Origin of the sequence: Chryseobacterium endalhagicum, from assembly GCF_016745235.1 — a bacterium.
GTDB classification, from domain to species: Bacteria; Bacteroidota; Bacteroidia; order Flavobacteriales; family Weeksellaceae; genus Chryseobacterium; species Chryseobacterium endalhagicum.
Genome location: NZ_JAELVM010000001.1, coordinates 553,394 through 575,528, shown reverse-complemented (window position 1 = coordinate 575,528; position 22,135 = coordinate 553,394). Strand labels below are relative to the sequence as shown.

The window sequence follows — 22,135 nt, the reverse complement described above, 5'->3', positions numbered from 1 at the left end:
ACGGCAGAACATTATTTACTGATATCTTCCAGCCAGTTCTCATGCAGCCGCTTTACTTTCTTTGTTTCTTTATCAATTAAGATCCAAAGGGTAAGCGAATCCACAACCAGCTGATCATCACAGTAAAATTCCACTTTCCGGGGCTGTCTGATTCCTTCCGGGCTTTTAGGATATGTTTTTACGGTTATACTATCGTTTAGGTACACCTGCTTTTTGTATTGGATGTGATGATCAAGGAGCATCCAGATATCCTCAGGACAATCCGTTTTATGTTTTACTAGCTCCCAGTGCTCAGCCGCCATTTTTTCTACCCAATGCACATACTGTACATTATTCACATGGTTATTCTGGTCTATATGCTTTTCTGTTACCACTATCTTTTTTTCATATACTAAATTCATTCTGCCTGCATTCTATTTACTATCAAATATATGAACTTTTGATTCTGATTATAATGATGGACAGGTTAAAAATGGATTAAATTTTCAGTGATTTTTTAGAAATTATCCCATAAAAAAGATGAAGCAGGCCTGCCCAGCGGCATACTTCATCATCATCATTTGTGTTTTTAGAATCTACTTTTTCCCTCTTGCGCTGATCATCTTTGTGAGGATGTAATTTTCAATATACTGCAGTGGAACATCTTTTTTTCATCTTTACTTTTGTTCGAAATACCTTACTGCTTGTATTATCCGATGATCTTAAATCCTGGGCAATGGTGAGGTACCATTTTTTTTAACCGTTCCCAATGGTCCCGACTTGTTATGTTTTTTTAATTATTATTTTGTTTCATAAATGTGTTTTTAATCCGTAAACTGACACTTTAAATTTTATATCATTTCGTTCTGTTCAAAACTAATACAAATCACAAAAAAAATAAACCAGCCGTAAGAGCAGTTAACACTATATATATTTAACAAGCTAAATATCAACCCATAACAACTAATCAATTAACACATATTTTCCGAACAGATAATACTTTATTAACAGAAAATACAGCATAACAAACCCTATACATCATGTAAAATATAAACCGAAAAGAGGTATATTATAAAAATAACGAACGATCTTCATCTTTTTTCACTATTCCAGTTCTTGCCCTTCCACAAAAAAAGCCTTCCCAGAATTGAGAAGGCTTACATCAAAAAATCTTATTTATATGGAAAATGATTAATGAAACTGTGCTGTTTCTGTAGAATCTTTCATCGCAACTGTGGCCGAAGAACCATTGGTTACTACATTCTGAACCTCATCAAAATACCCTGTTCCTACAAACGACTGGTGTTTTACCGCTCTGAATCCTTTCTGCTGAAGAGCAAATTCACGTTCCTGAAGCTCAGAATAGCCGGCCATTCCTCTTTCTTTATAAGCAAGAGCCAATTCAAACATGGCAGTATTCAGGGCATGGAAACCTGCAAGGGTAATAAACTGGAATTTATAGCCCATTTTTGCCAACTCTTCACGGAAATTGGCCATTTCTTCCACACTCAGCCTTGCCGCCCAGTTGAACGATGGCGAACAGTTATAAGCCAGCATTTTCCCCGGAAACTGAGCATGAATTCCTTCTGCAAATTTTCTGGCCTGTTCCAGATCAGGATTTGAGGTTTCCATCCAGATCAGATCCGCATACGGTGCATAGGAAAGACCGCGGTCAATTCCCTGCTCTACTCCATTGTTCACTACATAAAAGCCTTCGAAAGTTCTTTCTCCCGTCACAAACTTTTTATCTCTTTCGTCAATATCTGAAGTCAGAAGATCTGCCGCATCTGCATCAGTTCTTGCAATAATGATACTTGGAACGCCTAATACATCGGAAGCCAGACGGGCCGCAATCAGTTTATTAATCGCTTCCTGAGTAGGAACCAAAACTTTTCCGCCCAGGTGCCCGCATTTTTTTGCGGAAGAAAGCTGGTCTTCAAAATGAACTCCCGCTGCTCCTGCCTCAATCATCTGCTTCATCAGTTCAAAAGCATTCAGATTGCCTCCGAATCCCGCTTCAGCATCTGCAATAATCGGAACCAGATATTCTTTATCTCCGTTTCCGCTCACCGACTGGATCTGATCTGCTCTCAGTAAAGCATTATTGATCTTTTTCACAACAGAAGGCACTGAATTGGCTGGATATAATGACTGGTCAGGATACATTTCTCCTGAAAGATTTGCATCAGCAGCAACCTGCCATCCGGAAAGATAGATCGCTTCAAGGCCTGCATCCACTTCCTGAACCGCTTGGTTTCCGGTCAATGCACCCAGTCCTGCAACGAAATCCTGGGTATTCAGTTTGTCCCAGAATTTTTTAGACATTTCTGTTGCAATGGTATAATCTATTTTATAAGAACCGCGAAGTTTTAATACTTCCTCAGCGGTATACGTTCTTTTTACTCCGGTCCAGCGTGGATTAGTTAACCAATCGTTTTCCAGAGCCTGGATTTGTTCTTGTCTTGTTTTCATAATATTTTTTTGTTAGGATTTAGTTGAGGTTTGAGTGTTTGAGAGTTGGAGTGTTTTAGACTGTAATATTTAGTTATGAGTTTTGAGTTATGAGTTATGAGTTATGAATTGGAATGTTCAGCTTTCTTTGTTCTTAGCTTTAGCACACTCAAACTCTCCTACACTAAAACTCTCCTACACTCCCACTCTATTCCGCTGTCACTCAATAAAAGGATAGGCTTTTAATGTCAGGAATTCCTCAAATTTCTCTGAGAATACCAGTTCATTGAAAAGTTCTTTGGCAAGGTTGAATTTTCCGTTTTTGAAACGCTGTTCACCTACGTATCTTTCGATGTGATACATTTCTTCGGATTCCCAATGGAGAATCATTTCACGGGTCAATACCTTCTCATTATCCAGTTTAGCTTCATTTTTAAGCCACTGCCACAGCTGAGTTCTTGAAATTTCTGCGGTTGCTGCGTCTTCCATCAGGTTGTAAATGGCTGCTGCTCCGGTTCCCATCAGCCAGCTTTCCAGATACAGAATTCCTACATTAATATTTTTTCTTACTCCTTTTTCTGTAATCTCTCCCTGTGGAACTTCAAGCAAATCTGTTTCTTTAATATGGTATTCAAATTTTTTAACAATCTGATTTTGTCTTGGCATATGCTCATCAAAGACCTCCCTCGCAACAGAAACTAAGGCAGGATGAGCCACCCAGGTTCCATCGTGCCCGTTTTTCACTTCACGCTCCTTGTCTTTTCTTACTTTCTCAAAAGCTGCCTGATTCGCCTCATCATCATTTTTTACAGGAATTTGTGCTGCCATTCCTCCAATCGCGTGAACGTTTCTTTTATGACAAATTTCGATCACTCTTTTTGAATAAGCACTCATAAACGGTGAAGCCATTGTCACCTGATCTCTGTCCGGAACCATGAATTCGGGAAGGTTTCTGAATTTTTTTATAAATGAAAAAATATAATCCCACCGTCCGCAGTTCAGGCCTGCGCTGTGTTCTTTTAATTCAAATAAAATTTCATCAATCTGAAATGAGGCTGTAATTGTTTCGATCAAAACCGTAGCTTTTATGGTTCCGGCTGGAATCCCAATGTACTGCTGGGCAAAAACAAAAACATCATTCCACCAGCGGGCTTCTTTATAATGTTCGAGCTTCGGAAGGTAAAAATAAGGACCGCTTCCGTTTTTCAATAACTGTTCCGCATTCGTAAAAAAGTAAATTCCAAAATCAGTAAGCGATCCGGATGCTTCTTCATCATTGATCTCAATATGCTTTTCAGGAAGATGCAACCCTCTCGGGCGCACCTGAAGAACGGCGGTTTTTTCATTAAGCTGATAAGATTTTCCGTTTTCCGTAGTGAAATCTATCGCACGTCTTACAGCATCCTTCAGATTGATCTGCCCCTGAATACAGTTATCCCATGTCGGCGAACTGCTGTCCTCAAAGTCGGCCATAAAAGTGGATGCTCCAGAATTTAATGCATTGATGATCATTTTACGGTCTACCGGACCAGTGATTTCCACCCTTCTGTCGAGAAGGTCTGCCGGCAGTGACGCACATATCCAGTTTCCTTTTCTCACTTCTTCTGTTTCAGGAAGAAATCCGGGAAGATTTCCCTGGTCGAAAAGCTCCTGGGTATTTTTTCTTTCTTCTAAAAGCGTCAGTCTTTTTTGATTGAAGTTCTGATGAAGCGCGACCAAAAAATCTGTCAGCTCCGGAGTAAAAACCTCCTGAAACTTCTTCTGAGCCTTTATTTCTAATTGGGTTTGAGTTTCCATAACCTGTTGATTTTGAGATTTGATGTTACAAACATAAATAAAAATTTTCACAATCAGCGAACGTTCGCTAAATATTTTAAAAATTTATTATGCGGAAAATCGCAATCAATTATTTATATTTGGGTATGAATTCAGAAAGTGATTTTATTAAAACAGTCTTCGGACTTAAGCTGAAACAGCTGAGACAAAAGAAAAACTGGTCTCTGCAGGATCTTGCCGTGAAGACCGGTTTATCCAAATCTTATTTAAACGAAATTGAAAACGGGAAAAAATATCCAAAGCATGACAAAATCATTCAGCTTTCTGAATCTCTGAACTGTACATTTGATGATCTGGTTTCCACGAAACTGGATAAAAGCTTGGCTCCTTTCAACGAAATCCTGCAGTCGGATTTTTTTAAGGAAATCCCTCTTGATCTCTTTGGAATCAGCAAAAACAATCTGATCAGCATCATCAGTGATGCTCCGAAAAAAGTGACGGCTTTCATCAATGCGCTGATTGAAATTTCCCAAAACTATAATTTAGGAAAAGAGCGTTTCTATTTTGCCGTCCTTCGGTCTTTCCAGGAACTTTATGATAATTATTTCCCTGAAATTGAGGAAAAAGCAGCGGATTTCATCAAAGAAAACGGCTTAGACATCAACAAGGATTTGCGGGCTTCTGTTTTGGAAAGCTTGCTTACGGAAAAGTTTCATTACAATATAAGATCTGAGAATTTTGAACAGTTTGGAAGTCTGGATAATTTACGTTCCCTTTTTATCCCGGAACAGAAACTGCTTCTTTTGAACGAAAAACTTGAAAAAGACCAGAAAACATTTATTCTGGCGAAAGAAATAGGTTTTAATGTTCTGGAACTGAAAATCCGTCCGAATACGTATTCATGGCTGGATTTTGGAAGTTTCGAAGAAATATTGAACAATTTCTATGCTTCTTATTTTGCAGGCGCTTTACTGATCTCAAAGGAACGGACCCTTGAAAAAACAACGAATTTCTTTCTGCAACCTAGCTGGGAGCCCAAAAACTTTGAAGAACTGATTAAAAGCTTTACCGATTCCCCGGAAACCTTTTATTACAGACTGACCAATCTCCTTTCAGCAGAATCAGGAATTAAAGATCTTTTTTATCTGTGCCTGGTTAAGAAAAAGAACTCGGATAAGATCCAGATTCTGAAGGAACTTCACCTGAACCATCAGCAGGCTCCTCATGCCAACGCCATGAATGAACATTACTGCCGAAGATGGATTGCCGTGAAAAACCTGCATCATTTAAAGGAAAACGAAACACTGACCGATGCCCAGATCTCTCACTACAAGGATCAGGGAGTAAGCTACCTCGTGATTTCAACCTCTCAAAAGAACCCTTTCTCAGACGGAAGCAACAGAAGTTACTGCCTTGGAATTTTACTGAATTCCCAAACCATCAAAAAAATAGGGTTTATAAAGTCTCCAACGCTGAAAACAATCAATGTAGGCGTTACGTGTGAATCCTGCAGTATCCCGGATTGTGAAGTACGGCAGGCACCGCCCGTCCGCCTGGATAAAGAACAGTTTAACCTGAGTATGAAAAACGCGATTGAGAAGATCAGGAAGAAGCTGAATAGTGAATAGTGAATAGTGAATAGTGAATAGTGAATAGTGAATAGTGAATAGTGAATAGTGGCAAAATTAAAACTTTCATATCTAACCTCTAATTTCTAACTTCTAATCTCTAATTTAAAAAAAACACCAATGATATTAGATTTATTTTTCCCCAACCGCTGTATCCATTGCAGCCGGATCATAGATGCAGATCTTTTGGTCTGTAGTTTATGTTTTGAACAGATTCATTTTACTCATTTTGATTATCCGGACGAAAACATTGTCAAAGAAAAATGCAAACTGCTTTTCCCCGTGGAAAATACGTACGCACTGATGAAGTTTGAGGAAGATGGTTTGAGCCGGAAAATTATTCATGAACTGAAATACAAAAGCAGGGAAAATGTCGGAAAAACCCTCGCCGGCTGGACTTCAGAACGATTAGATTTCAAAAATGAAAAACCGGATCTCTTAGTCTCTGTTCCACTCCATCCTAAAAAATTAAGAGAAAGAGGCTATAATCAGCTGCATGTATTCACTGAAACGTTATCTCAGTTTTACCATATTCCTTTTGATCATGAAGTGGTTCAAAGAAATCAATATTCAAAAGCACAGGCATTAAAGGATAAGAAACACCGTCTGGAAACGGCAAATCCCTTTTCTCTTTCAAAACCTGTTTCAGGAAAGCACATTCTTTTAATCGACGATGTTTTTACTACGGGAAACACGGTATCCTCCATTGCCTGGGAGATTTTGAATGCGGGGGATAATCGGGTAAGTGTTTTGGTGATGGCTGTGGATGCGTAGTTTGGGTTGGAGGGTATTAGAGTTGGAGAGTTTTAGGGTATGAGAGTTTCGGGTTTCGGGTTTCGGGGTGTGAGTGTATGAGAGTTGGAGGGTTTTAGTGTGAAAGTGTGGAATATGTTGCAAAAATTCACTATTCACTATTCACTATTCTATTCATAATTCATAACCAAATAACAATTCTTTTCCTTAATTTTCCGCCAAACTATTTATCATGAAAAATCTACTTTTACTGCACGGTGCACTGGGTCACAGTGATATTTTCAACCCTTATCTGGAGGAGCTTTCGAAGTATTTTACCATCCATCCGTTTTTATTTTCGGGACATGGAGATACGGAACTGCCGGAAACCGGGGTCAGTATTGAAAAATATACGGAGGAATTAAGAAGTTATTTAGATCAGCAAAACCTGGAAGATGTTTATATTTTCGGACACAGTATGGGAGGCTATGCGGCACTTTGCTGTGCTTTACATACTCCGGAAAGGATACATTCTATTGTCACTTTAGGAACAAAATTCAACTGGAATGAGGAACAGGCCTTAAAAGAAAGCAAAATGCTTGACCCGGAAGCTATCCTTTCAAAAGTTCCGAAATATGCTGAACAGCTGGAAAAGCAGCACGGCTCAAAATGGAAACAGCTCCTGCCTGCCATTGCGGATATGATGGTTTCGCTTGGGAAAAATCCTCCGCTGAATGAAAACAGCCTTCAGGCCATCAGCATTCCTGTACAGATTATGACGGGAGATCAGGATAATATGGTGAGCATAGAGGAAAGTGTGGGCGCCTACCGGAACATCCCGAATGCAAAATTGGCCATACTTCCGGATACCAAGCATCCTATGGAAAAAGTACGGCCGAATTTATTATTTGGTCTGTTGAAAGATTTCTGGAATCTTTAATTTAACAAGATTAAAGGCCAGAAGATGGATGAAGGAGGCTGGAAGTTACTATTGGACAGAAAATATTAAACAGTTACTCTAAATTAATTATTGAAGCTGCTTAAAAATTTCTAAACCATACTGTATTTCTGGGTTTAGACCTCTATAACTTCCCTCTTCCGGCTTCCAACTCCCTGACCATAATTTATAAAAACAAAAATATCTTATCTGAACAGGGATCGTTTATCTCTGAAGTTTTTCGCCGTAACTTAAATCTCCGGCATCCCCAAGTCCCGGTGTGATATATCCTTTTGAAGTCAATCCTTCATCTATGGCTCCTACCCATATTTTTGCATCGGGATAAGCTTTTTCAATGGTTTCAACGCCCTGTCTGGATGCTATGGCCGCAACAATATGCAGCTGGGTTGGAGTTCCGTTGGTCAAAAGATCTTTAATGGCTTCTATCAGAGAAGCTCCGGTTGCCAGCATTGGATCTGCGACGATTAAAGGTCTTCCTTCAATATTCGGGCAGGTAAGATAATCCTGTTTAATAGAGAAATAATCATTGGCATCGTGCTTCCTGTAGGCTGCCACAAAACCGCAGTCTGCTCTGTCAAGATAGCTCAGAATTCCTTCAAACAAAGGCACTCCTGCTCTCAAAATAGTGGTAATTACCGGCTGAACTGCAATTTCCTGAACGGTTATTTTATCTAAAGGCGTCTGAATCTCCACTTCTTTTTTCTCAAGCCCTTTACTGATCTCAAAAGCTGCAATTTCACCAATACGCTCCATATTTCTCCGGAATCTCATTCTGTCATGCTGAATATCTACATTCCTCAATTCATTGATCCATGAGTTTATTAAAGAAAACTGTTTTGAAAGTTCTGTTACCATAGTAAATGTGATAATTTGATAATGTGATGATGTGATGATTTTGAATCGACTACTATTTCTTTGCAGATGAAATTATTTTAGAAAGCAGCTTCTGAATACTCAGCAGCTGTTCTTTTAAAACCGGATTAAAGGTATAGTTTTCAGAATTTTCACACAGCAATAACCAGTACTCTGTTTCTTTAGCTTCCTTATCCGCAATTTTCAATTTATGAATAAAATCAGCTCTGCTTTCAGCACTTTGTGCTTCAAAAATATTAGCTCCGATTGAGGTCCCTGATTTCATAAGCTGGTTTGCAATAACAAACTTCCTATTACTTTCAAGTAGTTCAGTATATTTAATGATGTCCAATGAAAACCTGATACTCAAATCTAAAATTTCATTCTTCCTTTCCATATCTTATTGACATTAGCACATCATCAAATTAACTTATCTGCAAATCATCTTATTTCTGTCTGAAATACACTTCGATAGGAACTCCGGTAAACCCGAATTCTTTTCTCAGCTGGTTTTCAGTAAATCTTTTATAAGGTTCTTTTACATACTGCGGCAGGTTGCAGAAAAATACAAACTGCGGTGACGGCGTTGGAAGCTGTACACAGTATTTAATTTTAATATATTTTCCTTTGTTTGCAGGCGGCGGAGTCTGTTCAAAAATCGGAAGCATCACTTCATTCAGTTTTGAAGTTTTGATTTTCTTTTTACGGTCCTCATATACTTCCATTGCCACTTCTACAGCTTTCAGAATTCTCTGCTTCGTCAATGCGGAAATAAACAAAATTGGAATATCATGGAACTGACCGATCTTATCCTTGATCACTTTCTCGAAATCACGCATGGTGTTGGTCTGCTTGTCTTCTACAAGATCCCACTTGTTCACCAGAATCACAATTCCTTTTCTGTTTTTCTGTGCCAGTCCGAAAATGTTCATATCCTGAGATTCCCATCCTAATGTAGCATCCACCATAACGATCACAACATCCGAATATTCAATAGAACGGATGGATCTCATTACAGAATAAAATTCCAGATCTTCATTTACTTTAGACTTTCTTCTCATTCCGGCAGTATCTACCAGTACAAATTCGTGTCCGAATTTATTATAAAGAGTCTGGATACTGTCTCTTGTGGTCCCTGCAATATCGGTTACAATATTTCTTTCAACATCAAGAAGCGCATTCGTCAAAGTAGATTTCCCTACGTTTGGACGCCCTGCGATAGTAATTTTCGGAAGTCCTTCAAACGGATCTTTGTAATCTGTTGTTGGAAAGTCTTTAACGATATCATCCAAAAGATCTCCTGTTCCTGAACCAGTTGCAGAAGAAAGTGTATAATATTTATCAATACCTAACTGATAGAATTCAGTAGCGGGAAGTTCTTCTTTTGAAGAATCCACTTTATTGATGACAATATAAATAGGTTTGTTTGATCTTCTTAAAAGACGGTAGATCTCGTAGTCGGTATCAGTAAGGCCATCTTCTACATTCATCATAAAAATGATAGATGTAGCTTCATCTACTGCCAGCTGTACCTGCTTGCGGATCTCCTCTTCAAAAATATCATCCGTTCCTACATCATATCCGCCAGTATCAATAACTGTAAAATCTACCCCGTTCCAGTCGGATTTCCCGTAATGACGGTCTCTGGTAACACCAGCCGTAGAATCTACGATAGCTTCCCTTCTTTCCAGTAAACGATTAAAAAGTGTGGATTTTCCTACGTTGGGACGTCCAACGATTGCGACAATATTTGACATAAAAATGTTTAATAAATGAAATTATTAATGGGTATCTCCAACTTTTGGAGCCCAATTTTTTGCAAAGATAAGATTTTATTATTTAGCTGTCGAAAATTGAACTTGGGAAAATTAATTTTTCGCAGGACGATCATTCAATCTATTTCATTAATAATCATCGCATTATAGACAAACACCAGTTTTATTGTTGTTTTACATTCAGAAATTATTTTTGCAATTAAATATTTTTTTATAATTTCGCGCCACCAAAATAAGGCAGACCTATAGTGTAACGGTAGCACTCCGGTTTTTGGTACCGTCAGTCGGGGTTCGAATCCCTGTGGGTCTACAATTCAGCAAAAACCATTTGATTTTTCAAGTGGTTTTTATTTTTTCTGTCAATCATTAAGTTTTAGTTAAATATGATAAGGAGTTTGTATCTGCGCTCAGAATAATAAAGATGTACTGTCTTTTATTTACAAAAACTCAGGAATTAATAAAAAATCAGACAGCAAACAGCTTTTAATCCGCACTTCAAGCATCTCTACACTTTGAAAATTGTTCATATACCCTTGATAATCAATTAACATCTGCCCCAATTCTGCTTTTCCATTACAATAATGTTAAGAATATCTCAGGGAAGTTTCTTCTGATTGTACGTCTTATAAGAAACTCTTAATAACAATTACATTCATTCTTAAACATTAAAATCATGAGAAAATTAACTATTGTACTGGTCATCTTATTCTTCATTACAGCCTGTCACCAACCTGATCATATAGCAGAGGAAAACCCTTCATTTGAGATGCAGAATTCTTCTTCAGAATACATAACCATATCAGGACTTCCCGTTACCAGAGTAAGCAGCGACATTACATCCAATACAACCTGGAGTGGTGTCATTGAAATAGATGGGATCGTGCATGTAACCTATGGAGCTACCCTGACCATCCAACCAGGGACTTTCATCAAAGGAAAACCTGTTATTGGTTATGGTCCAAACGGAGTTTTGGTCATCACTAAAAGCGGAAAGCTTAATGCTGTAGGTACTGAAACACAGCCCATTATTTTCACCAGCTACAATTTACTGGATGGAGACGAGAGTACTCTGCCAAGACCCGGTGATTTCGGAGGAGTCATTCTATTGGGTGATGCTCCAACGAACAAATCATCAACAACGAGGATTGAAGGTTTATCAGATTCTTCTTCCGAATATGGCGGTAGCAATGTAAGTCATAATGCAGGATCAATGAAATACGTAAGAATAGAATTTGCGGGATATGATTTTCTGGGAAGTAATTCAGGAAATGAGATCAATGGTCTGACGCTGGGAGGAGTAGGAACTCATACCACTTTAGATCATATCCAGGTTTCTTACAGCCTGGATGACTCTTTTGAATTCTTTGGCGGAACGGTGAACGCTACCAATCTGATTTCTTTTGCTCCCCAAGATGATAATTTTGATTTTGAAAACGGATATACCGGAACTATCTCCTGCGGATTAGCTCTGGCAGACTATAATTCCGGACATAGTTACCAGAATAGTTCTTCGCCGGACTCCAATGGAATTGAACTGGATAATGACGTAATGGGCTCGGGTAATTTTCCCATGACCCATCCTGTTGTTAATAATCTTACCATTATCGGACAAAACATTAATAGAACAAATATGTATAGCTCATTCTATGAAAATGGCATTCACATCAGAAGAAATGGAAAATTAACTTTAAACAACGCTGTAGTGACCGGGTATCCAGCAGGAATTAAAGCAGAAGGTACCGGCTCCGAACTTTCCTCATCTTCCAGCCCGGGCACCATTAAGGTCCATGGATTTACAACTTCTGTTTCAGGAATGGGTACATCCGGAATTCCTGCTACCAACCTATTGACCGGAACTACAGCTTCATCCTGGGCTATGAGCCAGCCGTTCTTCAACGAAATATCCTGGAATATAAATCCCAGAAACTGCGGCAATTTTAACGGAACCTGGACAAAATATAATTTTTCATGGGTTGAGTAAGAAATTGTATTGTAAAATTATGCCTGTAAATATCCGAGGTTTGCATATCAAAATAACCGTCTGAATCCAGACGGTTATTTCTTTTTTTTCATCAAATGTACTTTAAGTCTTCAAGGATTTATTAAGCTTCCCAACCTATCATAAAAATCCTATCGGAACTTAATTCTGATCAGATTCAAGGCTATATAAAAAATAATTAACAGGAGCAGTAAATAAAAAAATAATTCAAACTTTTTCAGTTTTTTTACTAACCTGTAGTTTTTTACATTTTTTTTCAAATCCTCATCAGAATAATTCTTCATACCTGTAAAATTATTTTTAGCAATATTCTCTTGAATGATGGACCAAAATTAATCAGGACGTTTTTAAAATCAACCATTTGAAGCGTTACTTTTTGTTAACTCCATTTGAATTCAGTATTAAAAGAATGTTAACTACAAAGCCGTAAACAAACTGAATAACAATAACTTATATTTAAAAAAACCTTGTTTTTAAAAAGCATGCTGAAAACCCGGATTCAAGGCACTTAGAAGTAAATAATTAATATTTAAAGTGATAAATGCAGCATAAATTCATCTTTAAAATATTTGCTCTTGAAAATTAACGTCAAAAAAAACATTCAATATTTAAATATTTTTCAGGAAAGTATTAAGGTCTGATTCTTTTCCTATATTCATTTTGGTTTTTATTTTTGTCTTATACACTCTTGCACTTCCTTCGGTGATATTTTCCAGCAACGAGATCTCTTTTGAAGACAGCTCAAGTTTGTAATAAACACAGAATTTAAGTTCATTGTTCGTTAATGAGGGGAAGTTTTCAGAAAGTTTCTGGATAAACTGCTTATTTTCCTGAGAACTTTCACTAATTAAGTCATAGTTCTTTTTATCGATCTGGATCAGGTTGTTAATTTTGAGAAAAAGATCGGTAATGGTCTGCTCCGCATCTATATTTTTCAGCTTTTTCATTTTTCTGATGTTTTCCAGAAATGTCTTTTCAGTTTCTATTTTCAGATTGAGATTCAGGTGCAGGTTGGTGATCTTTTCTTCCTGCCGCTTCATATCATTTTCAAGAATCTTTTTATTTTTCATCAGAATGATTCTTTCTTTTTCCGCCAGCTCCTTTTCTTTTTTGCCGGTATTCCGGATTACATAAATAATAATGCTGAAAATAATAATGACAATGCATACCATCATAAACATCAGCCTGTTCTTTAATTTCTGATCATCCAGTCTATGCTGGTGCTTCTGATCAATACTTTTGATAATAAAATTATTGAGCGTATCTGATATGTACGTCATTTTTTCAACAGAATTCTCATCTTTTTTCTCGTGCAGTACAACCAGATTTTTACATAAAGACTTCACAGACTGCGCGTCATTTATTTTCAGATAGTAAGACTGAATCATTTCATTAATCGTAATTTTATCAGATATGGTCCGGATCTGCGGTTCAACAGAAATACTGTAATCTACAATCTCTTTTAATTTTTCACTTTGCCCGGTTTCATTATACAGCCGATATAACTTCGTGAGGCTATTGACCAGTTCCTGATTAAAATTTCTGCTGTCCCTGTAAAATTTTAGTTCCTGAAGGAGGAGCTTTTCAGATTCGGTATAATTTTTCAGTTTAAAGTAATAAAACCCCATACTCCCTTTAATATTGGCTAAAAAGAAGGTTTCATTTAAATTGAGATCTTTTATATTTTCCAGAATATGAGCTGCCTGCCGGATCTCTTTTAAGGCATGATCTAAACGGCCCATTTTTTCGTAGCACAATGCGAAATTATTATGCATAGAAGAAATATAGATCAGGTTATGCCTGGTTTTATCTAAGTTTTGAAGTGACCTGTTAAAGTATGACAATGCCTCAAGGTATTTTTTATCGTTAAATAATGACCTCCCTTTCAGATGATAAAGATGGGGCAGATAATACTTCTTGCCTGATTCTTCATCAAGTTTAATTGCCTCATCGAGAAACTGCATGGAAAGTTTAGGAGATTTATGTTCAAACTGATGCGCCAGATTGAAATTACATGCAATGGTAATGTAGTCATAATCATTATTATTAAGCATCAACAGTTCATACACGATGGGAATCTGGCTGAGCCCAAATTCATCGTCCTTGTCTTCAGTATCATTATAATCATAAAATAATTCAATATACTTACTGCTGATATGGTATTTACGTTCGCCTGTCTTTTCATATTTTCTCTGTTCCCTTTCCTTCAATTCTTTAATTTTTTCATGCTGGTAAATAAGTCTTGAAACTTCCTCATTGATACGGTTAAAATAATTGTTGGCTTCGTCTTTTTTGGAACGGCACGAAACAATAACCATTAAAAACGTCAAAACAGTTAAAATTTTAATAATTTCATTTTTCATCAATTCATTTTTTAAACAAAATACTCACATATTCAATAAAAATATTTGAAAATAAATACATTAAAATCAAATATTCATTACAATATATATCAAAACAATAATTAATTTCAAAAATAAAGCCGAATTATACAAATCCCTACGTATACAGGTCTGCTTTTTAATAATTAACACATACTGCTTCATAAAAAACTGGATTTCAATTAGTAACAAATAACCGTTAAAATTTAAATCAGACATTCTTTGAACAATTATTCCGGGAATTTATATAACACAAAGCCCCGGCAAAATTTGCCGGGGCTTTTGATCAGTTGTTTTTAACCGATTTATTTCAGATCAAATCTATCCAGATTCATCACTTTAGTCCAAACTCTTACAAAGTCTTTTACGAACTTCTCCTGAGCATCACTGCTTGCATACACTTCTGCAACGGCTCTCAATTCAGAATTGGAACCGAAAACAAGGTCTGCACGGGTTGCCGTCCATTTCGGCTGACCTGTTGAACGATCAGTCCCCATATATGTTTCACGGTCTTCAGAAATAGATTTCCATTGTGTTCCCATATCCAGAAGATTAATAAAGAAATCATTGGTAAGTGCTCCCGGGCGGTTGGTGAATACGCCATGCTTGGATCCGTCGAAATTTGTATCCAATACACGCATTCCACCGATCAATACAGTTAATTCCGGAGCGGTAAGGGTTAAAAGCTGTGCCTTATCAATTAACAATGATTCAGTAGATACGCTGAATTTTCTTTTCAGATAGTTACGGAACCCATCTGCTGCAGGTTCCATAAAGTTCATAGATTCTACATCGGTCTGTTGCTGGGAAGCATCCATTCTTCCGGGATTAAATGGCACTTTAATAGAGTATCCGGCATTCTGGGCTGCTTTTTCTACCGCTGCGCTTCCTGCCAGTACAATAATATCTGCTGCTGAAATTTTCTTGCCTCCAATTTGAGAATCATTAAACTCTTTCTGAATTTTTTCCAGTCCATCCAGAACTTTCTGAAGCTGTGAAGGATTATTTACTTCCCAATCTCTTTGAGGAACCAGTCTTATTCTTGCTCCGTTTGCCCCACCTCTTTTGTCGCTTCCTCTGAATGTAGAAGCAGAAGCCCATGCAGTGGATGCCAGTTCAGAAATACTTAAGCCTGAACTTAATATTTTTTCTTTTAATGCTTCAACATCCTGATCGTTGACCAATTCGTGGTTGACTTCCGGAATAGGATCCTGCCAGATCAGTTCTTCCTGCGGCACATCCGGTCCCAGATATCTTGCTTTAGGTCCCATATCCCTGTGGGTAAGCTTAAACCACGCTCTTGAAAAGGCATCAGCGAAAGCATCAGGGTTTTCATAAAAATGTCTTGATATTTTTTCGTAAACCGGATCCAGTCTCAATGAAAGGTCAGTTGTCAGCATAGTCGGTCTGTGTTTTTTTGCAGGGTCAAAGGCATCTGGAATAATTTCCGCTCCATTTTTCGCAACCCACTGATGAGCTCCGGCAGGGCTTTTGGTAAGCTCCCATTCATTTTCGAACAGGTTCTTAAAGAAATAATTACTCCATTCCGTAGGTGTTTCAGTCCAGGTTACTTCCAGACCGCTGGAAATAGCATCTGCTCCGCTTCCGGATTTATAGCTGCTGTTCCATCCCAATCCCTGAAGTTCAATTCCGGCAGCTTCCGGTTCTTTTCCTACGTGATCGGCAGGTCCTGCACCGTGTGTTTTTCCGAAAGTATGTCCTCCGGCGATCAAGGCTACCGTTTCTTCATCGTTCATGGCCATACGTCCGAAAGTATCTCTGATGTCTTTGGCTGCTGCAACAGGATCCGGATTTCCGTCCGGTCCTTCAGGATTTACATAAATAAGTCCCATTTGTACGGCAGCAAGAGGTTTTTCAAGATTTCTGGAATGAATATCTCCGTCTGCATCGTCATCGGAAGGAAGCACTCCATGTTTTTCTGCTACGCCTTCTGATCCGTGGGCATAACGTAAGTCACCACCCAGCCATGTTTTTTCTGAACCCCAGTAAACATCCATATCCGGCTCCCATACGTCTTCACGTCCTCCTGCATATCCAAATGTTTTAAAGCCCATAGATTCCAACGCAATATTTCCGGTAAGAATTAAAAGGTCTGCCCAGGAAATCTTGTTTCCATATTTCTGTTTGATAGGCCACAATAATCTTCTCGCCTTATCCAGACTTACATTATCCGGCCAGCTGTTCAAGGGTGCAAAACGCTGCTGTCCCGCTCCTGCTCCACCTCTTCCGTCTCCTACACGATAGGTTCCGGCGCTATGCCAGGCCATACGGATAAACAAAGGACCGTAATGTCCAAAATCAGCAGGCCACCAATCCTGAGAATCTGTCATCAAAGCATGAAGATCTCTTTTTACGGCTTCCAGATCGAGGCTTTTAAATGCTTCAGCATAATCAAAATCCTTATCCATAGGATCTGAAAGGGATGAATGCTGGCGCAGGATATCTACTCTCAGCTGTTCCGGCCACCAATCAAGGTTTTTGGTTCCTCCGCCTGCTACGGCTTCTTTTTTCATTGTCCCGTTATGAAAGGGGCATTTACTGATGTCATTCAAATCGTTTTCCATTGTCGTTTAATATTTTTTATGTTGATTAATACAGTTTCTTTTTAAAGACAGGACAAACTTACAAAGCCTAAATAATAAATACAATCTATTAATTTTAATTTAAACCATAGTTAAAAACTATAATTAATTCCATTTTACAAATTCTCTGACAGCATGATCAAAAAAGGTATAATAATGCAATTAAGTTAGTAAAAATTCAGGGACATCTGTATAAAAAGCAAGGCCAAAGATTCATATTTAGAATGATTCAAATGAGCATTCTATGATTTGATAATCAATCTATTCTATTTCATAAATTTTAATTATTTTTATGTTGATTAAGTACAAAATTGATATGAAAAAAATAGTGGTTGTCCTTCTTGTTGCCTTTATCATCATCCAGTTTTTCCCGATTGACAAAACCAACCCAGCTCCTACTCCGGGTATGGATTTCCTGAAAATCAAAAACACGCCGGAACCTATTGCAAAAATTATCCGGGCTTCATGCTATGACTGCCATTCCAATGAAACTGAGTATCCATGGTATTCCAGCATTTCTCCTGCTTCATGGTTGGTTAAAAATCATATTAATGAAGGAAGAAAACATTTAAATTTTTCTACCTTTGCTACGTACGAACCTAAAAGGCAGGCTCATAAACTGGAAGAGTGTATAGAGATGATTGAGAAGAAAGAAATGCCTTTGGAATCCTATTATATAGGACATCAGGATGCTAAACTGACTGATGCACAGCGTAAAGAATTGGTTAAATATTTCAAAAAAGAGAAAGAAGAAACCGAAAGGAAAATGTTATTTTAATATCAACATCATGCTAGAGAGCTGGAAAGACAAATATATTGTATTTTTTGACGGCGAATGCGGCGTCTGTAATTTCTGGGTGCAATGGGTACTGGAACGTGATCATCATAACCGGTTCATGTTTGCCTCCCTGCAATCTGATTTCGGGCAAAAATTTCTGTCTGAAAGAGGTCTGGAAACAAAGGTTTTCAATACACTGTATCTGTGGAAACCGGATCAGTATTACTTGATAAAATCACGAGCTGTTCTGCAGATCGCGAATATTCTGGGCGGTGTTTATAAACTTTCAGCTGCTGCGAAAATAGTGCCTCGTTTTTTAAGCGATATGGCCTACGATCTTGTTTCCAGAAATAGGATGAAAATTGCTAACCAGAAGTGTTATCTTCCGGATAGGGAGCAGAAGAAGAAATTTATTGAGGTTTAATTTTTTAACTGCTTATTTCACGGATTTGCACAGAAAAACGGGCTAAAGCCCGTTCCTATTAATATTATTTTTCTGAATATCAGATCAATACAAAAAAAAGCAAGGTATTATCCTTGCTTTTTCTTTTTTATACTGTTATCATTTTATTGGTTCAGAGACCATATTGAATAACTGTTCGGCGGACACTGGATCTTCACATATTTATCTCCCTGCGTCGTTGGATACCAGCTTGAATGACCTGTAAAATCTTTGATCTGCTGGCTGCTCCAGTTGGTTTCCACCCATCTTTCCTGCCAGTTTGAGGAATTGTTGATATACACCACCAACCCCGGATTTCCGTTGTAGCCGTTACGTCTTGCAATGTATTCATCATTGTCTGTGTAAAGAATTGATGTAGTTCCGGTGGCTTTGTTATTGTGGATCCAGATCAGGTTGTTCAATCTTTCTTTATTCAGCCATTCTTCATAATCGCGGTAAAAAACGGTCGGATAGCCTTCATGGGTGAGAATATAGGCGTAGGCGGGCATTTTGTTGTTGATAATATCGGTGTCGTGATTGGCAACGAAGGTAACTGCTTTGTACGGGTTTCTTTTCCACATCATATCATCATTCAGAACGTTTAAATTTCCGTTGTCAAAAGCCTCATCCATTTTATAATACGCTGCAAAATCGAATACGGAACTGTTGGCATTATTGGCCCACCATTCTAAGGTATTCACATTGGAATCCCACAATTCACCGACGGAAAATCCACCGACATTAGCATTCCATGTATTGACCACCCATGGCCCGAAGCCTTTTACATAATCAAATCTCCAGCCGTCAAACTTCATGACATTTTTGTAGTATTTCCCCACAGAATCATCTCTTCCCCAAAGCCAGTCCTGCACATATGGATTGGCATGACACAGATCCGGAAATCCACCGAAAGCCCCTTCATCATTGTTTCCGTACGAATTTTTGTAAAAATCATTGTAGCTTCTCTGGAATTTTCCGGAAGCAATTCCTGAAAAATCCGTCCAGGTATTGGTTCCTGTAAAAGGATTCGCCTGAGACTGTCCGCCACTGTTATGATTGATGACGATATCTGCATACACCTGCATATTTTCTGCATGGGCTTTTGTGATCAGCCCTTCCAGCTCGGTTCTGGATCCAAAACGGGTTTCTGTACTTCCATTCTGGTTAAAATTTCCGAAATCATAATAGTCTGTAGGATCGTAGCCCATAGAATAGGCACCGTTCTGAGCTTTTGATGCCGGAGGAAGCCATATGGCACTGATTCCGGAGTTTGACCATGCGGTCACCTTGTCTTTAACGGTATTCCACCAGGTTCCTCCTTCGGGAACATCCCAGTAAAAGCCCTGCATAAGAACCCCGCCTCCGGGACCTGATACATATTTTCCTGCTGTAGATGCGTTTCCGGTACTGAACGGCCGGCCGTCATGATTGGTAACGTTTACGGTTTTGGAATGAACTTCTTCTTTCTGAGGACTTGCGGTCTCCATTTCATCCCTGTTCTGGCAGCTGTTAAAAACGGTCAGAACCAGCATCGAAACTAATAAATGTGTTTTTTTCATTTTAGTATTTTAATTATTAACCTAGTAACTAAATTACAATTTTATTAAAACAAATTCTATAAAATGTGAAATATTTTACTTTTCAGGCGGTTAATTCTGTCAAAACCCAAAGAAATTTTTCATTAAAAAATCATAAACTTTTAATATTATCAAAACAATTTTTCTTTTAATCCATATATTTGCATACTATGGAATACAATACCCAAAAAACCCAGCTTCATATGCCGGAATACGGCAGAATCATACAGCAGTTGGTTGAACGCTGCAAAGAACTCCCTACCAAAGAGGAAAGGAGTGAGATGGCTATGGCCATTATCGATTTTATGGGTCAGAGAAACCCTCAGCTCCGTGACGAAGAAAATTATAAACATAAACTTTGGGATCATCTTTTCATTTTAGCAGAATATGATCTTGATGTAGACTCCCCATACCCTTTTCCTACCAGAGAACAGCTGGCAGAAAAACCTAAAAGAATGGAATACCCTAAGCTTCAGGGAGATTTTAAATTTTACGGAAAAAGTATTCTTCAACTGATCGAAAAAGCGATCGAACTGGAACCGGGCGACGAAAAGGAAGCCCTGATCGAGGTAATCGCCAACAATATGAAGAAGTCTTATAATGTTTATAATAAGGAACACGTAACGGATGATGTTATTTTCCGCCACCTGAAGGAACTGTCTGAAAACCGACTGGACCTTACAGGAATAGAGTCGCTTGAAAAGAGCAAGATCTATTATACAAGCAACAGCAATAACCGGAACAACAATAATAACAACACCCGGAACAACAGTAATAACAACAATAAGAACCAGGCGAATAACAACAATAATAAAAGAAGGCATAACAACAACCATAAAAACAGAAAGTAATGAGTGGAACATTTCAGATAAGAGGAGGAAAGAGACTGCACGGGGAAATCACTCCACAAGGGGCTAAAAATGAAGCTTTACAGATTTTATGCGCAGTTTTGTTAACGGATGAAGAGGTAAGAATTAAAAATATTCCGGATATCCACGATGTCAACAGATTGATTGAGATCCTTGGCGATTTCGGGGTAAAGGTAACGAAGAACGGTCAGGGAGACTTTACATTCAAAGCAGACAAAGTTAATTTCGATTATATAAAGTCGGACGAATTTAAAAAAGACGGTGCCAAACTGAGAGGCTCTATCATGCTGATGGGTCCTATGCTTGCCCGTTACGGAGAAGCTTATATGCCGACTCCGGGAGGTGACAAGATCGGAAGGAGAAGACTGGACACTCACTTTCAGGGACTTGTAGAACTTGGTGCTGAATTTAATTATGATGAAGAGGAATATTTTTATTCACTAAAAGCTAAAGAACTCAGAGGAAAATTTATTCTTCTGGAAGAGGCTTCTGTAACCGGAACAGCGAATATCGTTATGGCTGCTGCCTTAGCCAAAGGAAAAACAAGAATTTATAACGCCGCGTGCGAGCCTTATCTTCAGCAATTATGCAAAATGCTGAACAGAATGGGCGCGAATATTTCAGGAATCGGGTCTAACCTTCTTACCATTGAAGGAGTAGAACATCTTCGTGGTACGGAACATACGATGCTTCCGGACATGGTGGAGATCGGATCATGGATCGGTCTTGCTGCTATGACCAAATCTGAGATTACCATTAAAAATGTAAACTGGAGCCAGCTTGGCGTTATTCCAAATACCTTCAGAAAATTAGGAATCGAGCTTGAACAGAGCAATGATGATATTTTTATTCCTGCTCAGGAAAATTACAGAATCCAAAAGTTTATCGACGGATCTATCCTTACGATTTCGGATGCTCCATGGCCTGGATTTACACCGGATTTATTATCAATTATCCTGGTAGTAGCTACTCAGGCGAAAGGAAGTCTTTTGGTTCACCAGAAAATGTTTGAATCCAGATTATTCTTTGTGGATAAACTGATCGATATGGGCGCACAGATTATTCTATGCGATCCGCACAGAGCTACCGTAATCGGTTTGAATCAGGAAGCTCCTTTGAGAGGAACTACTATGGTTTCCCCGGATATCAGAGCTGGGAATGCACTTCTTATTGCAGCCCTTTCTGCGGAAGGAAAATCGATCATTCACAATATTGAGCAAATCGACAGAGGTTACGAAAATATTGACGGAAGACTGAAAGCGATTGGTGCTGATATTGAAAGAATCTAGAAATATATTTTATTACAATAAAAAAGCGTTCAAATTAATTTTTTGA

Annotated in this window: 17 protein-coding genes and 1 tRNA gene; 9 read left to right on the top strand and 9 right to left on the bottom strand. The window is 38.3% G+C overall.

Annotation, left to right across the window (positions count from 1 at the left end; genetic code table 11):
- Positions 1 to 11: 11 nt before the first annotated feature.
- The 3 genes from JET18_RS02460 to aceB all read right to left on the bottom strand — a co-directional run bounded on the left by JET18_RS02460 (position 12) and on the right by aceB (position 4,227).
- Positions 12 to 401, bottom strand: a complete 390-nt coding sequence (locus tag JET18_RS02460; protein ID WP_202089033.1) for an acyl-CoA thioesterase — start codon at positions 399 to 401, stop codon at positions 12 to 14.
- Between the two features lie 769 nt (positions 402 to 1,170).
- Positions 1,171 to 2,451, bottom strand: coding sequence for an isocitrate lyase (aceA, locus tag JET18_RS02455; protein ID WP_228728471.1), 1,281 nt, complete (start codon positions 2,449 to 2,451; stop codon positions 1,171 to 1,173).
- Positions 2,452 to 2,649: 198 nt separating this feature from the next.
- The gene (gene aceB / locus JET18_RS02450; protein WP_202089032.1) at positions 2,650 to 4,227 is read right to left on the bottom strand and encodes a malate synthase A; all 1,578 of its coding nucleotides are present in this window, start codon (positions 4,225 to 4,227) and stop codon (positions 2,650 to 2,652) included.
- Between the two features lie 125 nt (positions 4,228 to 4,352).
- On the opposite strand from aceB, the gene JET18_RS02445 reads away from it, so the two are divergent.
- From JET18_RS02445 to JET18_RS02435, 3 genes are all read left to right on the top strand, one after another.
- On the top strand, positions 4,353 to 5,834 hold the full coding sequence (locus JET18_RS02445) for a helix-turn-helix domain-containing protein (protein WP_202089031.1): 1,482 nt from the start codon (positions 4,353 to 4,355) through the stop codon (positions 5,832 to 5,834).
- Between the two features lie 120 nt (positions 5,835 to 5,954).
- Positions 5,955 to 6,608 carry a ComF family protein gene (locus JET18_RS02440; RefSeq protein WP_202089030.1) on the top strand — a complete coding sequence of 218 codons (654 nt, stop codon included), beginning with the start codon at positions 5,955 to 5,957 and terminating at the stop codon, positions 6,606 to 6,608.
- A gap of 211 nt (positions 6,609 to 6,819) precedes the next feature.
- A complete protein-coding gene (locus tag JET18_RS02435; protein ID WP_202089029.1) occupies positions 6,820 to 7,506 on the top strand; it encodes an alpha/beta fold hydrolase in 687 nt (228 codons plus the stop codon).
- A 222-nt stretch (positions 7,507 to 7,728) separates the two neighbouring features.
- On the opposite strand, the gene upp is transcribed toward JET18_RS02435, so the two are convergent.
- Genes upp through der form a run of 3 tightly spaced genes read right to left on the bottom strand, consistent with a single transcriptional unit; the run spans position 7,729 to position 10,133 of the window.
- Positions 7,729 to 8,379, bottom strand: a complete 651-nt coding sequence (gene upp / locus JET18_RS02430; RefSeq protein WP_202089028.1) for a uracil phosphoribosyltransferase — start codon at positions 8,377 to 8,379, stop codon at positions 7,729 to 7,731.
- Between the two features lie 52 nt (positions 8,380 to 8,431).
- On the bottom strand, positions 8,432 to 8,773 hold the full coding sequence (locus JET18_RS02425; RefSeq protein ID WP_202089027.1) for a four helix bundle protein: 342 nt from the start codon (positions 8,771 to 8,773) through the stop codon (positions 8,432 to 8,434).
- A 49-nt stretch (positions 8,774 to 8,822) separates the two neighbouring features.
- Positions 8,823 to 10,133: a ribosome biogenesis GTPase Der gene (gene der / locus JET18_RS02420; RefSeq protein WP_202089026.1), complete on the bottom strand. Its 1,311-nt coding sequence runs from the start codon at positions 10,131 to 10,133 to the stop codon at positions 8,823 to 8,825.
- Positions 10,134 to 10,390: 257 nt separating this feature from the next.
- On the opposite strand from der, the gene JET18_RS02415 reads away from it, so the two are divergent.
- Positions 10,391 to 10,461 (top strand) — tRNA-Gln (locus tag JET18_RS02415).
- 363 nt (positions 10,462 to 10,824) lie between these two features.
- The gene (locus tag JET18_RS02410; RefSeq protein WP_202089025.1) at positions 10,825 to 12,132 is read left to right on the top strand and encodes a hypothetical protein; all 1,308 of its coding nucleotides are present in this window, start codon (positions 10,825 to 10,827) and stop codon (positions 12,130 to 12,132) included.
- 626 nt (positions 12,133 to 12,758) lie between these two features.
- Here JET18_RS02410 and JET18_RS02405 read toward each other — a convergent pair.
- Positions 12,759 to 14,513 (bottom strand): tetratricopeptide repeat protein, encoded by a 1,755-nt coding sequence (locus JET18_RS02405; RefSeq protein WP_202089024.1) that lies wholly within the window; start codon positions 14,511 to 14,513, stop codon positions 12,759 to 12,761.
- 323 nt (positions 14,514 to 14,836) lie between these two features.
- Complete coding sequence (gene katG / locus JET18_RS02400; protein WP_202089023.1) at positions 14,837 to 17,116, bottom strand: catalase/peroxidase HPI; 2,280 nt, start codon at positions 17,114 to 17,116, stop codon at positions 14,837 to 14,839.
- A 334-nt stretch (positions 17,117 to 17,450) separates the two neighbouring features.
- Between katG and JET18_RS02395 the strand changes: the two genes are divergently transcribed.
- Positions 17,451 to 17,912: a heme-binding domain-containing protein gene (locus JET18_RS02395; RefSeq protein WP_202089022.1), complete on the top strand. Its 462-nt coding sequence runs from the start codon at positions 17,451 to 17,453 to the stop codon at positions 17,910 to 17,912.
- A 10-nt stretch (positions 17,913 to 17,922) separates the two neighbouring features.
- On the top strand, positions 17,923 to 18,336 hold the full coding sequence (locus JET18_RS02390) for a thiol-disulfide oxidoreductase DCC family protein (protein WP_202089021.1): 414 nt from the start codon (positions 17,923 to 17,925) through the stop codon (positions 18,334 to 18,336).
- 143 nt (positions 18,337 to 18,479) lie between these two features.
- Here JET18_RS02390 and JET18_RS02385 read toward each other — a convergent pair whose 3' ends face one another.
- A complete protein-coding gene (locus JET18_RS02385; protein WP_202089020.1) occupies positions 18,480 to 19,913 on the bottom strand; it encodes an alpha-amylase in 1,434 nt (477 codons plus the stop codon).
- A 188-nt stretch (positions 19,914 to 20,101) separates the two neighbouring features.
- Here JET18_RS02385 and JET18_RS02380 point away from each other — a divergent pair, with 188 nt between their 5' ends.
- Both JET18_RS02380 and murA read left to right on the top strand, forming a co-directional pair.
- Positions 20,102 to 20,782: a DUF4290 domain-containing protein gene (locus JET18_RS02380; RefSeq protein ID WP_202089019.1), complete on the top strand. Its 681-nt coding sequence runs from the start codon at positions 20,102 to 20,104 to the stop codon at positions 20,780 to 20,782.
- Entirely contained in the window at positions 20,782 to 22,089 is a 1,308-nt protein-coding gene (gene murA / locus JET18_RS02375; RefSeq protein ID WP_202089018.1) for a UDP-N-acetylglucosamine 1-carboxyvinyltransferase, read from the top strand. The genes JET18_RS02380 and murA overlap by 1 nt, the downstream gene beginning before the upstream one ends.
- The last annotated feature ends 46 nt before the right edge of the window (positions 22,090 to 22,135 follow it).